Raw genomic sequence first — 13,002 nt, 5'->3', positions numbered from 1 at the left:
GGAGCGGGACCGCCGTGAAGCTGCTCGGATTCCTCGTCTATGCGGTGCTTTCGCAGGGGGTCGGCGCGGTCACCGGCCTGCTGCTGGCCCGTTGGCTTGAGGTGGGCGACTACGCCATCTACACCGTGGTCGGCCTCATCATGGGCGCCATTGCCATCGTCACCAAGGGCGGCATCCAGCTTGGCCTGAACGCGCTGCTGGGCAAGACCTGGCCGGACCGGGAGCGTGCCGCGGAACTGGCCTGCGCGGCCATGGGCCAGCGCTGGAAACTCTCCGCCTGGCTATTGCCGGTGGTGCTGGCGATCGCCGCGTGGCTGCTGTATCGCAACCATGCCGGCGTGATCCTGATCGTGCTGCTGCTGGCGCTGTTGCTGGCAACGTGGTACTTCGACATGCAATCGCGCGTCGTGGACCAGGTGCTGCTGTTTGCCAACCGCGCGCCCGCGCTGCAGGCGCTGGATACCGGCCTGTCCGTGGGGCGCCTGGTGCTGTCGTCCGCGCTCTACGCGCTGGGCCTGCTCGGCGTGCTGGGCGCGACCCTCGTCAACGTGCTGTTCGCGGGACTGCGCGTGCCGGTTGTGCGGCGCTGGATCGCGCGTGAGATACCACTGGCGGCACATGCCGGCAGCGCGGGCAAGGCGGAGGACAGCCAATACATCGGCCGCATCATGCGGCGGCAATTGCCGCTGGAGGCTTTCTACTGCGTCCAGGGGCAACTGGTGTTTGCCATCGTCGCCTATCACGGCGCGGTCGGGCAAACGGCCTCGCTGGGCGCGCTGTCGCGCATCGGGCAATTGCTGATGCCGGTGGGCGCCGTGGTCGCCGCGTACGTGATTCCGCGCTTCGCGCAAGCGCGCGACGGCGTGCTGCGGCGCTTTGCCGGGTGGGTGGCGCTGGCTTGCCTGCCTGCGGCCGCGCTGGTGCTTCTTGCCGCGACATGGCCGGGGTTGCTGCTGTGGCTGGTGGGGCCGAACTATGCCTCGCTGGGCGCCGAACTGATGATCGCCTGCCTTGGCGCGGGCGTTGCCAGCGTGGTCGGCATCGCCTGGCAGTTGCTGGCCAACCGCGGCCTGAATCATTTCGCCTTCGTGCAGGTGCCGGTGGTGCTGGCCTGGTGCGCGGCTGCGCCGCGCTTTCTCGATCTCACCACGCTCGATGGCGTGCTGTGGTTCCAGCTCGGGCTGTCGTCGGGGCTGGCCGCGGCCATTGTCTGCGAGCTCACCGCGGCCGTGCGTGCCGGACGCCTGCTGCCAAGCGACGAGCGCCTTGCCCCCCATGGAGGAAGCACGCAATGAGCGATGCGCCCAGCGTTACGCTGATGGTCCCGACCTACCGGCGCCTGGACATGCTCCAGCGCTGCCTGCAGGCTGTCGCCGCGCTCGTGCCGGCGCCGGTTCAGCTGATCGTGGTCTGCCGCGGCGCGGACGATCCCGACACGGCGGCGTGGCTGGCAAATACGGCGCAGGCTTGCTATCCGGCGTTGCGGGTAGTCAAGGTGATCGAGCCTGGCGTGGTGGCTGCCATGAATGCCGGCCTGCCGTACGCAACCGGCGAGCTGCTTGCGATCCTGGACGACGACGCGCTGCCGCGCGCGGACTGGCTGGCCCGCTTGCTGCCCCACTTTGCCGATGCCGCGGTAGGCGGCGCTGGCGGCCGTGATGTCGTGCGCAGCGCCGATGGCGCGCCACTGGCCGTGCCGGATGTGCCGCTGGCCGGCTATCGCGACGGCTGGGGCAGGATCATCGGCGAGACCCATCGGGTGTGCGGCGCGCCGCGCGCGGTGGAAACGCTCAAGGGCTGCAACTGGATCCTGCGCCGGACGGCACTGGGCACCGCGCGCTTTGACGAGCGGCTGCAGGGGCAGGGCGCGCAGCCCGGCAACGAGACGTGGATGTGCCAGATGCTTCGCCACGCAGGATGGCGCCTGGTGCTCGATCCCGGCGCCATCGTCGATCACTATCCGGCCGCGCGCTACAACTACGAGCGCCAGAGCTATGCGCGCAGGCGCTGTTTCGAAGAGACCTGCAACATGACGGCGATCTCGATGGCATACGCACCGCCGGCGATGCGCCTGCGGTTGCTGCTGTTCCAGCTGCTGGTAGGGTCGCGCAGTTGCCCGGGCGCTTACTTCCTGGCGCACAGCCTGCTCAAGCGGCCACGCAGCCTGCCCGGGCAGTTGCTGGGTGGCTGGGGTGGCTTCGTGCAGGGCGTGCACCTGGCGGGCACGCTGCGCATGCAGCCACCCGGCCGGCCCACGCGCTGCGCCGGGCTGCCCGCGCAAGCCGTGCCCGCGGGGGCGCGGCTCGATGGCCCCCCAAGGGGGAGCGAAGCATGAAAGCCCTCGTCACGCATCCCGGCCTGCAGCATTCGCACCAGATGGCACAGGCGCTTTATGAGCATGACATGCTCAAGCAATACTGGTCCGGTGTGCCGGTGCGCGCCCCGGGCGAGGCGCCGCCCTGGTGGCTGCCGGCCGGATATCACGCCAAGGTGCGCGAGGTCGCCATCCCCAAGGCGCTGCGGCGGCACCCGGTGTTTTTTCCCGGTGTGCTCAAGCTTGGACTCAATCGCTATGTCGGCCGCTCCGGGTCGGCTTACGCGCACCGGATCTTCCATCTGTTCGACCAATGGGTGGCCGCCCGGGTGGAGGCGGTGCGCCCGGATGTGGTGGTCGCCTACGAGAACTCCGCGCTGCGGACCTTCCAGGCGGCGCGGCGCATTGGCGCGCGCTGCGTGCTGGAGGCGCCCGCCGTGCATCATCGTGCGGCCGAAGCCATGGTGCCGGTCGAGGACCGCACCTACCTTGCTCAGATCAATGCGCAAAAAGATGCGGAGATCGCGCTGGCGGACATCATCATCACCTGCTCGGCGTTTGCCGCGCGTACCTACATCGACGCCGGCGTGCCCCCGGCCAAGCTCAAGCCGATCCTGCTTGGCGCGACGCTGCCGGACGGCGTCCGCCGCCAGTGGCTCGCCGGCGGCCCGCGCTTTGTGTTCGCCGGGGCGGTGCGCGTGGGCAAAGGCATCGATCTGCTGCTTGACGCGTTCGCGCGGTTGCGGGAGCGGGTGCCGGAGGCGGAGCTGGTGCTTGCCGGCGCGCTCGTAGAGCCGGAGCTGGGCGGGCGCATCGCTGCCATGCCGGGCGTGCTGCAGCTTGGCGCGTTGCCGCAGCCGGCGCTGTTCCAGGTATTTGCCGATGCCGACTGCTTCGTGCTGCCGTCGCGCTTCGATTCCTTCGGCATGGTGGTGGCCGAGGCCCTGGCGTGCGGCACGCCGGTGCTGCTCTCGGATCGGGTCGGTGCGAAAGAAATCATCGATGAATTCCCGCAGGCCGGGTGGGTGGTGCCGCTTTGCGCGGACGCGCTGTACCAACGCATGCTGGCCCTGGCGACAGATCGCGCGCAGCTGGAGCACGCGCGCGCCCATGCCCGTATCGCCGGGCAGAAGTACACCTGGGCGAGGTACCGCCTGAGTGCAGCCGAAACGGTAGGCGCGCTATGCTGAGCCATTCCCTTCCCTACGCGAAACCCGCCGTGCCAGCCCGCCGGGCGCGCGTCACCGTGTTCGGGCGGATCTTCCTCACCGTCTTCGTGATTGCCGTGTTCGAGGGCGCCGCGCGCAAGTGGGTCTCGGATTCGCTCACCATGCCGCTGATCCTGCTGCGCGACCTGATGGTGGTGTATGCGCTGTACCACGCGGTGCGCTATTCAGGCTTTACCCCGGCGCGGCGCACCGTGCGCATGCTGCTGTGGTGGTCGGCCATTGTTTGCTTCTGGGGCTTGCTGCAGCTTGTTGCGGGCGTCAACTCGCTGCCCATTTTCCTGATCGGCGTGCGCTTCTGGCTGCTGTACCTGTGGTTTGCCTACGCCGCGGCCGAGCTGCTCGAGGAGCAGGACCTGGAAGCCATCGCCAAGGCCGCGCTTGTCATGCTGCTGATCATGGCTCCGCTGGCACTGGTGCAGCATTTTCAGCCGCCGGAGAGTTTCCTCAATCGCCAGATCGAGGGCGATCCGGATACCGTCTTCCGCGTGACGGCCGACGTGGTGCGCACCACGGGCACCTTCTCGTTCACGCTGGGCTACACCTTGTTCCTGGCGATCGTCAGCCCCTTCGCGCTGGAGGCCGTGCTGGGCGAGCAGAAGCCGGGGCTCTGGGGCAAGCTGCATTCGCTTGCGGTCATCGGCAGCCTGTTCATTGCCTCGCTGGTCAGCGGGTCGCGTTCGGCCATCCTGCTGTTGCCGATCGTGTTTGGCATCGCGCTGCTGGCAAGCTTGCGCTACGGCAAGGGAAAACGGCGCAGGGCGGCGGTGTCGTGGGGCATTGTTTCCATCCTCATGAGCGTGGTCATCGTGCTGTTCGTCAGCTCGGCGGTGGACGCGACCTTGGAGCGCTTCAATTCCGCGGCGCAGATGGAGAGCTTCGGCGACCGGGTGGAGTCGATGTTCTTCGGCGTCAATGATGTCTCGGCCGAGCAGAGCCTGCTTGGCAGCGGGCTCGGGCTTGGCAGCAACCTGGCCAACTACTTCCTGCAGACCGGCCTGCTGTTCGTGATCAGCGAAACCGAGACCGGCCGCGTCATCGGCGAGATGGGCCTGGTCGGCTATCTGAGCATCTTGCTCAAGGCGCTGATCTTCATCAACGGCATGTGGCGCGCATTGCGCGTGGCCAGGCGCACCGGCAGCGCTTTTCTCATCCTGATGTGGACCATTGCCATCTTCGGGCTGACCTCCTGGCCGATAGTCGGGCAACTCACGGCCAACGCGCTTGGCTTCGTGTTTGCCGGCATGACGCTGGCGGCCACGCGGCAAGCGAGCCAACGCTTGCCTCACCCCGGCTAAGCCCGGCTCCGGATCGGCATAACGAAATCAGGACATAAACATCGACACGGCAACGACCTGCTATCCGCACATTTTTCAATCGCCATGAAAATCATCTTGTTGGGTCACCCCGCCTTCTTCGGCAGCCACAGCATGGACCGCTTTGCCGCGATGATCATCGACGGCATGCGCGCGCGCGGCCACCAGGCTGAACTATGGACCCCCGCCGCCGTGATGTGCCGCCTGCCGGCGCGCGGCGGGCTGCGAAAATGGCTGGGCTACATCGATCAGTACATCCTGTTCCCGATGCTCGCGCTATGGCGTCTGCGCAAGGTCGACAAGGACACCTTGCTGGTGCTGGCCGATCACGCGCTGGGCATCTGGATGCCGCTGCTGCGCCATCGTCCGCACGTGGTGCATTGCCATGATTTCATTGCCTTGCGCACGCTCGCTGGCGAGTTCCCCGAGCACGGGCTTTCGGCCAGCGGGCACACCTACCAGTCGCTGATCCGTTGGGGCCTGTTGCAGGGAAAGGCGTTTATCGCCGTCTCCAACAAGACCATGCGCGACCTGCGGCGCCTGCATCCGTGCGCGCCCGAGGCCGCGTGGGTGGTCTACAACGGGATGAACTATCCGTTCCACAGGATGGGCACCACCGAAGCGCTGGCCTGCCTGCAGCGCGCTGGCGTGCCGGCCGATCCGCAAGGCATGCTGGTGCATGTCGGCGGCAACCAGTGGTACAAGAACCGCGAAGGCGTGCTGGCGCTCTACCACGCCTATTGCCGGCAGTGCCGCGATCCACTGGCGCTGTGGATGATCGGTGGCGACCCCACCGCGGAAATGCGCGAGCAGGGCGAGCGGGCAATCGCCTTTGGCGGCAGCGTGCGCTTCCTGACGGGGCTGCCCACCGAGGCGGTGCAGGCAGCCTATTCACTGGCCGCCGTGATGGTGTTTCCGAGCCTGGAAGAAGGCTTCGGCTGGCCCATCATCGAAGCCATGGCATGCGGCGCGCCGGTGCTGACCACCAACCGCGCGCCGATGACCGAGATCGGTGGCGACCAGGTGCAATTGCTTGAGCCGATGGCTAGCGGTGACATGGAAGGTTGGGCGCAACGCGGTGCGGACATGCTGGCCGCGATGCTCGCATGGCCGCAAGCGCGGCGCGCCAAGGTGGCCGCGCGCTCGATCGCATGGGCCGGGAACTTCTCCGCCGAGAAGGCCATGGACCAGTACGAGAGCATCTATCTCACGGTGCTGGCAGCGGCTTCGGTGGAAGATCGCGTGTCGGTGGACGCCTGATCACCTATACACCTGAACACCTGAACGGTGGCGCGTGCTATTCGCTGCCGACCCCGGCGGTGCTGGGCGCGCCGGCAGGCTGGTGCCTGATCAGCGCGAACAGCGCCTTCTCCAGTTCGCCCAGCACCATGTCGCGGTCCAGGTGCTGCTCGGCCCAGCGCCGGCCCGTGCTGCCCAGGTGCGCGCGCAGCGCGGGCTGCGCCGCCAGCGTGTCGATGGCGGCGGCCAGCGCGGCCGCGTCGCCCGGCGGCACCACCACGCCGCATTGCGCAACCACGCGGCCAAGTTCCGTGTCCGGCTCCGCGGTGGCGACCACCGGGCGAGCGCTGGCCAGCATGCCGGTCAGCTTCGAGGGCATGACCAGGTCGGCGGCGCCGGCGCGTTGTGGCAGCAGGTGAACGTCGGCGGCGGCCAGCAACGAGGCAAACATGCCGGCGGGCTGCAAGGGCAGGAAGCGCACCTGTGACAGCTCCGCGCAGGCGGCCTCCAGCGCGGGACGCCCGGCGCCGTCGCCGCAGAAGATGAAGTGCAGGCGTTCATGGCCATCGAGCAGGCGGGCGGCATCAGCCATGACATCCAGCCCCTGCTTGGCGCCCATGTTGCCCGAGTACAGCGCCACCACGGCATCCGCCGGGATGCCCAGCGTGCGGCGCGCCAGCGTGGCGCTGCCGGCGCCGATTTCCCTCAGGTTGACCCAGTTGGGCAGCAAGGCCGCGCGCCCGGGTTCCGTGCCCTTGCCGCGCGCCAGCGAGACCATGGCCTGCGAGATCGACGAGACCCGGTCAAAGCGCGTCATCAACTGATGCTCCACGCGGTGCGCCACGCGGCGCAGCCAGGGCCGGCGGAGCAGCCCCAGCGCAAACGCCGCGTCGACCTCGTAGTCCTGCACATGCAGCCAGGTCTTGCAGCCGCTCCAGCGCGCGAACAGCAAAGCGGCCGGCGCGCACATCAGCGGGGGCTCCACCACGAACAGCACATCCGGGCGCCAGCGCAACTGGGCCATCAGGCTGGGCAGGCTGGATACGGCAAAGCTTGCCAGGTGCAGCAGCCGTGCGATGCCGCCTGGCTTGCGCGGTACCCACAGCGGCGCGCGATACACCTCCACCCAGTGCCGCCGCTCGCGGCTGTATTGCCATGCGCGATAGCCCTCGCCCACGCGCCACGCCGGATAGTACGGCGGCGCGGTGACCACCCGCACCTCATGGCCGCGCGCGGCCAGCCACTCGGCCTGCTCGCAGGTGTACTTGCCGATGCCGGTCAGCTCGGGCGCATAGTTCAGGCAGTACATGAGTATCTTCATGGCAACGGTAGCGTCAGTGGCATCGATGCTCTGTATGGGTACGCAGCCGTCACGCCCGCTGCGGTGCGCAGGGTGCGTGCCGGCATATGCCGGCGTGCGCCTAGTCCGCGGCCATGATCCGCACGCAGCCAGCCGCCATGGCCCTGCCCGCGGAGGCAGGAGAGTCCTCCAGCGCGGCGGCCTGGCAGCGCTCGGCGGTGGCGGCGGCATCCGCAAAACGCGTGGGCACCTGCACCAGGCACCTGGCCAGCGCACCGGCGTCGCCCGCCTTGAAATACAGGCCGGTGACGCCGTCGCGTATCAGTTCGCCGGCGTCGTCGTTGTTCACGCTCACCACCACCGGGCAGCCGTAGCTCAGTGCCTCGCGCACCAGCGGGTGCCAGCGCTGCGCGGCGTCGGGCAGCACCAGGCAGCTCGCCTTGCGGTACTCCACGGCGCAGTCGGCCGGCGCCATCGCGCCCAGGAAGCGTACCGACGGCCCCAGCCCGAGCGCGTCGGCCATGGTGCGCAGCCGGCCATAGGCGCGGCCGGTGCCCACCAGCGATAGCGTCGCCGCCGGCCACGCCTGCCGCGCGCCGGCAAAGGCATGGAGCAGCAGCACCAGAGCCGGATCGTGCGTGAGGGCGCCAACATGCAGGAAATGCGGCGCATGCGGCGGCGCAGCGCGCTCGACCCGCTCGCGCCGTTCGGCGGCGGCATCGAATCCGTCCGGCAGCACGGCCGGCGGGCGGCAGGCAAAGATCTTGCACGGGGGAACGTCGGCGGCAATGGCGCGCGCGCAGCCGCGCTCGCTGCCCACGAAGACGCCCTGGCAATGGCGCAGCAATACCGCGTCTGCCAGTGCGCCAAAGCGTCCAGGCACGCTGGCAAAGGCGGCCCCGTGGAAGAAGGCCGCGCGCCGCCGTCCCAGCGCCATGCTGGCCAGCAGCATGGCCCAGTTCTCTAGCCGGCTCTGGCCCGCCAGCACCACCAGCGCGCCGGGGCTGAGCGAGATGGCGCGCATCTGCTGCAGGCAGCGCCGCCACAGGCCCGCATCCGCGCTGCCCGTGGGAAAGATGACCTGCCCGGGCCAGAGCGCGCCGGGACACGCTGCCGCGCCGCTGGCGGCCGAGGTAGCCGACGTTGCGGACGCAGTGGCCTGTGGCTGCGCGCGCTTGCCGGGATGGCGGAGCAGGGGTTTCATGTCAGGCCTCCACGTGTTGTGCCGGTGCTGTGCCATGCGCCAGCCTTCCGCACTGCAGTGCATCCAGGTAGGCCAGCCGCAGGCCGTCGCGCAGCGCCACGGCCGGTTGCCAGCCCGTGGCGGCAAGGGCCGTGCAGTCGAGCCGCTTGCGCGGTGTGCCGTCGGGCTTGCCGCTGTCGAAGACGATGTCGCCGCGAAACCCCACGGTCTGCGCCACCAGCCTCGCCAGCTCGCGCACGCTGACTTCCTCGCTGCTGCCCACGTTCAGGAATCCGGCCGGCGCGATCTGGCGGTACACGTCCTCGGGCAGCGCCATCACATGCAGGCATGCCGCGGCCAGGTCGTCCGCGTAGAGGAACTCGCGCAGCGGCGTGCCGCTGCCCCACACCGGCACGTGCTGGGCGTGCGCCATGCTGGCTTCGTGGAAGCGCCGCAGCAGGCCCGGTATCACGTGGCTGTTGTTGGGGTGATAGTTGTCGCCCGGGCCGTAGAGATTGGTCGGCATCACGCTGCGGTAGTCAGTGCCGTACTGGCGGTTGTAGCTCTCGCACAGCGCAATGCCGGCGATCTTGGCCAGGGCGTAGGGGGCGTTGGTGGGTTCCAGCGGCCCGGTAAGCAGCGCGGCTTCGCTGATGGGCTGGGGTGCGAACTTCGGGTAGATGCAGCTCGAGCCGAGGAATAGCAGGCGCTTCACGCCCGCGCGCCAGGCTTCGTGGATGACGATGGCCGCGATCATCAGGTTCTGCTGGATGAACTCGGCGGGAAAGGTGTGGTTGGCGTGGATGCCGCCTACGCGCGCGGCAGCCAGGTAGACCGTGTCGATGCCCTGGGTGGCGAAGAACGCGCGCACCTGCTGCTGGTCGGTGAGGTCGAGCTCGGCGTGGCCGCGCGTGACGATGTCGGCCTGGCCGCGCGCGTCCAGCGCACGCACGATGGCTGAGCCGACCATGCCGCGGTGGCCCGCCACGAACACCCGCGCTTGCCGCGCTGGCCGGGACGCGGATGACGGCGCGGGGTCGCTTGACACTGCGGTGCCGGCGTCACTCATGATGGTCATAGGCCCGGAAGCCAGCCAGCTTGACGAACGCATCGCGCCGCGCAGCGGCAAAGTCCGCTTCCATCATTTCCCGCACCAGGGCCCCGAAGCTCGTGCGCGGCGACCAGCCCAGCTGTTCGCGCGCCTTGCTGGCGTCGCCCAGCAACGTCTCGACTTCGGTCGGGCGGAAGTAGCGCGGATCCACCCGCACAATGATGTCGCCCGGCTTGCAGCGCGCTGCCACCGGGCAGGTGGCGGCATCGACGCGGGCCACCACGCCCACCTCGCCGGCGCCTTCGCCCTCGAAGCGCACCGCGATGCCGAGCTCCAGGGCGGCCAGCTGCACGAACTCGCGCACGCTGTGCTGCTCGCCGCTGGCGATCACGTAGTCCTCGGGTTTGTCCTGCTGCAGCATCAGCCACTGCATTTCCACGTAGTCGCGCGCGTGGCCCCAGTCGCGCAGGGCCGACAGGTTGCCGAGATAGAGCGTGTCCTGCAGCCCCAGCACGATGCGCGCCATCGCCCGCGTGATCTTGCGCGTGACAAAGGTCTCGCCGCGCACCGGGCTCTCATGGTTGAACAGGATGCCGTTGCAGGCATACATGCCGTAGGCCTCGCGATAGTTCACCGTGATCCAGTAGGCGTACAACTTGGCGGCTGCATAGGGGCTGCGCGGGTAGAACGGCGTGGTCTCCATCTGTGGTGTTGCCTGCACCAGGCCGTACAGCTCGGATGTGGACGCCTGGTAGAAGCGCGCTTGCTTCTCCAGGCCAAGGATGCGCACGGCTTCGAGCAGGCGCAGCGTGCCCAGCGCGTCCGTGTTGGCGGTGTATTCCGGCTCCTCGAACGACACCTGCACGTGGCTTTGCGCCGCCAGGTTGTAGATTTCGTCAGGTTGCGATTGCTGCACCACCCGCACCAGGCTGGCGGCGTCGGTCATGTCGCCGTGATGCAGGATCAGGCTGCGCCTGGGCGCTTGCGGATCCTGGTACAGGTGGTCGATGCGCTCGGTGTTGAACAGCGAACTGCGGCGCTTGATGCCGTGCACCTCGTAGCCTTTGGCAATCAACAGCTCACACAGGTAGGCGCCGTCCTGGCCGGTGATGCCGGTGATCAGCGCGCGGCGCGGGCGTTGCGCCCCTGCGCTGCCGGTGTTGCCGCTTGCCTCGGGCTGCAGCTCGGCGGTCGCGAGCCGGCCGATGGGTTCGAGCTCATGTGCGCCCATAGATATCTGCCATCCGGATGATGTCGTCTTCGCCAAGGTAGGAGCCGGACTGGATCTCGATCAGTTCGAGCGGGATCCGGCCGGGGTTTTCAAGGCTGTGCGCCTCGCCGATCGGGATATAGGTGGATTGGTCTTCAGTCAGCAGGTACTCGACGTCTCCGCGGCGCACGCGCGCCGTGCCGGACACCACCACCCAGTGCTCGGCACGGTGGTGATGCAGTTGCAGCGAGAGCTTGGCGCCGGGTTTGACCGTGATGCGCTTGACCTGGTAGCGCGTACCGTGGTCCACCGCGTCGTAGGCGCCCCAGGGCCGGTATACCTTGCGATGCTGGGTGGCCTCGGGGCGGCCCTGGGCGCGCACCGTTTCCACCAGTTGCTTCACGTCCTGGCAGTGATTCTTGTGGACCACCAGCACCACGTCCGGCGTTTCCACCACCATCACGTCGTCCAGGCCGGCGACCGCCACCATCCGGTGCGAGGCGTGGACGAGGCAGCCCTGCGCGTGGTGCGTGACCACGTCGCCGATGGCCACGTTGCCATCGGCGGTCTTCTCGGCGGCCTTCCAGACCGCATCCCAGGAGCCCACGTCGCTCCAGTCGGCGGCTAGCGGGGCCATTTGCGCGTCACGCAGGTGCTCCATCACGGCGTAGTCGATCGAGTCGGAGCGGCAGGCGGCGAAGGCGTCCGTGTCGAGCCGGAAGAAATCCAGGTCGCGGTGGCCGCGCACCATCGCCTCTTGCGCGGCCAGCAGGATGTCGGGGGCGAACCGCTCCAGCGCGGCGAGATAGACGGAGGCGCGGAACAGGAAGATGCCGCTGTTCCAGAAGCAGTTGCCTTCCTGCAGGTAGCCGGTGGCCATTTCCAGCGAGGGCTTCTCGACGAAGCGCGCGACCGACAGCAAGTCGGCCGTATTGCTGGGCACCGCCTTGATATAGCCGTAGCCGGTGGCGGCAAACGTGGGCACCACGCCCAGCGTCACCACCACGCCCGTTGCGGCCACGGCGCTGGCCTGGCACACGGTCTGCGTGAAGGCGGCGCGGTCGCGGATCAGGTGATCGGAGGGCAGCACCAGCAGCACCGGGTCCGCGCCGCCGCCGCACGCTTGCAGCGCGGCCACCGCCGCGGCGGGTGCGGTATTGCGCGGATGCGGCTCGAGCACGATGGCGGACAGCGCGCAGCCTGCCTCCCGCGCTTGCTCGGCCACCACGAAACGGTGCGCTTCGTTGCTGACCAGGATCGGGGCTTGCGCACCGGGAATCTCCCGTACCCGCAACAGGGTGTCCTGCAGCAGCGAGTCCTGTCCGAGCAGGCGCAGGAACTGCTTGGGATAGCCGTCGCGCGACAATGGCCACAGCCGCGAGCCTGCGCCGCCACACAGGATGACCGGTACGATCTGCTTGTCGTCTGCCATGGCATGTCTCCTTCACGCAGCACGAAGCCTGGCTCGCGTTTGTGGGGAGCCGGGTGACGGGTAGTGAGGTGACTGTAATGCCGGGCCGCGGGGGGGACTGTTGGCTAGCACACACTCGATGGCGTGCTGGCGCGGCGTGCCGGGTGCGCTATGCAAGCACAAAAAAACGCCGTCCCCGCGCAAGGCGGGGACGGCGTACGTGGCTACCTTGCCGGGCCGGATCGGCCTGGCCGGTTTAGCGGGTCCAGTAGCCGGGCCGCATCACCCAGCCGCCGTGCGGGCTTTGCACCCAGCGCTCGGGCACATAGCGATGACCCGGGCGTTCGCGTTGCCAGTAGCCGCCGCGCCAGGCATAGCTGCCACCGTTGGCGCTCCAGTGCCCCGGCACCCATGCCTGGCCGGGGCGGCCCGGTGGGCGCGGCTCATAGCGCGGCGGAGGCGGCGCGGGGCGCAGGTGCGGGTTGCCGTGGTAGCCCGGCGGGTAGGCCTGGGCCTGGGCTGGCGAGATCAGGCCAAGCGCAGCGCCGGCGGCAAGGGTAGTGAGGGCGAGCAGCAGTTGGCGTTTCATGATTCAACTCCAGGGATGCGAACGATGCGTTGGATTCGGGGGTAGCGAGTGCGTGTTACCTGCGGCCGCTCAATAGCGGTCGTGGTAACGGTACGGCGGCGGGCCGCCACGCGGGGGCACCACGATGCAGGCGGACAGCAGGGCCGCTGCGGAGGAGAGCAGG

11 protein-coding genes are annotated in these 13,002 nt (G+C 68.7%); 5 read left to right on the top strand and 6 right to left on the bottom strand.

Going from position 1 to position 13,002, the window contains the following annotated elements; translation table 11 throughout:
- The first annotated feature begins 14 nt into the window (after nt 1-14).
- The 5 genes from ACX12D_RS29805 (at nt 15) to ACX12D_RS29785 (ending at nt 6,116) form a co-directional block, all read left to right on the top strand.
- A complete protein-coding gene (locus ACX12D_RS29805; RefSeq protein ID WP_459374636.1) occupies nt 15-1,295 on the top strand; it encodes a hypothetical protein in 1,281 nt (426 codons plus the stop codon).
- Nucleotides 1,292-2,335 carry a glycosyltransferase family 2 protein gene (locus ACX12D_RS29800; RefSeq protein WP_459374635.1) on the top strand — a complete coding sequence of 348 codons (1,044 nt, stop codon included), beginning with the start codon at nt 1,292-1,294 and terminating at the stop codon, nt 2,333-2,335. The genes ACX12D_RS29805 and ACX12D_RS29800 overlap by 4 nt, the downstream gene beginning before the upstream one ends.
- Nucleotides 2,332-3,504 carry a glycosyltransferase family 4 protein gene (locus ACX12D_RS29795; RefSeq protein ID WP_459374634.1) on the top strand — a complete coding sequence of 391 codons (1,173 nt, stop codon included), beginning with the start codon at nt 2,332-2,334 and terminating at the stop codon, nt 3,502-3,504. The genes ACX12D_RS29800 and ACX12D_RS29795 overlap by 4 nt, the downstream gene beginning before the upstream one ends.
- Entirely contained in the window at nt 3,498-4,838 is a 1,341-nt protein-coding gene (locus ACX12D_RS29790) for a hypothetical protein (protein ID WP_459374633.1), read from the top strand. Before ACX12D_RS29795 ends, ACX12D_RS29790 begins: the two co-directional genes overlap by 7 nt.
- A gap of 84 nt (nt 4,839-4,922) precedes the next feature.
- Complete coding sequence (locus tag ACX12D_RS29785) at nt 4,923-6,116, top strand: glycosyltransferase (RefSeq protein WP_459374632.1); 1,194 nt, start codon at nt 4,923-4,925, stop codon at nt 6,114-6,116.
- A gap of 37 nt (nt 6,117-6,153) precedes the next feature.
- Here ACX12D_RS29785 and ACX12D_RS29780 read toward each other — a convergent pair whose 3' ends face one another.
- The 6 genes from ACX12D_RS29780 to ACX12D_RS29755 form a co-directional block, all read right to left on the bottom strand.
- Nucleotides 6,154-7,416: a WcaI family glycosyltransferase gene (locus tag ACX12D_RS29780; protein ID WP_459374630.1), complete on the bottom strand. Its 1,263-nt coding sequence runs from the start codon at nt 7,414-7,416 to the stop codon at nt 6,154-6,156.
- 100 nt (nt 7,417-7,516) lie between these two features.
- Nucleotides 7,517-8,599: a glycosyltransferase gene (locus ACX12D_RS29775; RefSeq protein WP_459374629.1), complete on the bottom strand. Its 1,083-nt coding sequence runs from the start codon at nt 8,597-8,599 to the stop codon at nt 7,517-7,519.
- 1 nt (nt 8,600) lies between these two features.
- Entirely contained in the window at nt 8,601-9,548 is a 948-nt protein-coding gene (locus ACX12D_RS29770; RefSeq protein ID WP_459376560.1) for a GDP-L-fucose synthase family protein, read from the bottom strand.
- A gap of 91 nt (nt 9,549-9,639) precedes the next feature.
- The gene (gene gmd, locus ACX12D_RS29765) at nt 9,640-10,860 is read right to left on the bottom strand and encodes a GDP-mannose 4,6-dehydratase (protein ID WP_459374628.1); all 1,221 of its coding nucleotides are present in this window, start codon (nt 10,858-10,860) and stop codon (nt 9,640-9,642) included.
- Nucleotides 10,847-12,271, bottom strand: coding sequence for a mannose-1-phosphate guanylyltransferase/mannose-6-phosphate isomerase (locus tag ACX12D_RS29760; RefSeq protein ID WP_459374627.1), 1,425 nt, complete (start codon nt 12,269-12,271; stop codon nt 10,847-10,849). The genes gmd and ACX12D_RS29760 overlap by 14 nt, the downstream gene beginning before the upstream one ends.
- A gap of 235 nt (nt 12,272-12,506) precedes the next feature.
- Complete coding sequence (locus ACX12D_RS29755; protein ID WP_459374626.1) at nt 12,507-12,839, bottom strand: hypothetical protein; 333 nt, start codon at nt 12,837-12,839, stop codon at nt 12,507-12,509.
- Nucleotides 12,840-13,002 lie beyond the last annotated feature (163 nt).

The sequence above is a fragment of the Cupriavidus sp. PET2-C1 genome, assembly GCF_054515855.1.
The sequence above is the reverse complement of the archived record's forward strand: the minus strand, read 5'-3'. Positions and strand labels throughout refer to the sequence as shown.

Excerpts from the sequence above, each read along its gene's own strand:
- ACX12D_RS29775 (WP_459374629.1), bottom strand. The coding sequence starts at position 8,599 with ATGAAACCCCTGCTCCGCCATCCCGGCAAGCGCGCGCAGCCACAGGCC.
- ACX12D_RS29795 (WP_459374634.1), top strand. The coding sequence starts at position 2,332 with ATGAAAGCCCTCGTCACGCATCCCGGCCTGCAGCATTCGCACCAGATG.
- ACX12D_RS29770 (WP_459376560.1), bottom strand. The coding sequence starts at position 9,548 with ATGGTCGGCTCAGCCATCGTGCGTGCGCTGGACGCGCGCGGCCAGGCC.
- ACX12D_RS29790 (WP_459374633.1), top strand. The coding sequence starts at position 3,498 with ATGCTGAGCCATTCCCTTCCCTACGCGAAACCCGCCGTGCCAGCCCGC.
- ACX12D_RS29800 (WP_459374635.1), top strand. The coding sequence starts at position 1,292 with ATGAGCGATGCGCCCAGCGTTACGCTGATGGTCCCGACCTACCGGCGC.
- ACX12D_RS29755 (WP_459374626.1), bottom strand. The coding sequence starts at position 12,839 with ATGAAACGCCAACTGCTGCTCGCCCTCACTACCCTTGCCGCCGGCGCT.
- ACX12D_RS29785 (WP_459374632.1), top strand. The coding sequence starts at position 4,923 with ATGAAAATCATCTTGTTGGGTCACCCCGCCTTCTTCGGCAGCCACAGC.
- ACX12D_RS29780 (WP_459374630.1), bottom strand. The coding sequence starts at position 7,416 with ATGAAGATACTCATGTACTGCCTGAACTATGCGCCCGAGCTGACCGGC.
- ACX12D_RS29760 (WP_459374627.1), bottom strand. The coding sequence starts at position 12,271 with ATGGCAGACGACAAGCAGATCGTACCGGTCATCCTGTGTGGCGGCGCA.
- gmd (WP_459374628.1), bottom strand. The coding sequence starts at position 10,860 with ATGGGCGCACATGAGCTCGAACCCATCGGCCGGCTCGCGACCGCCGAG.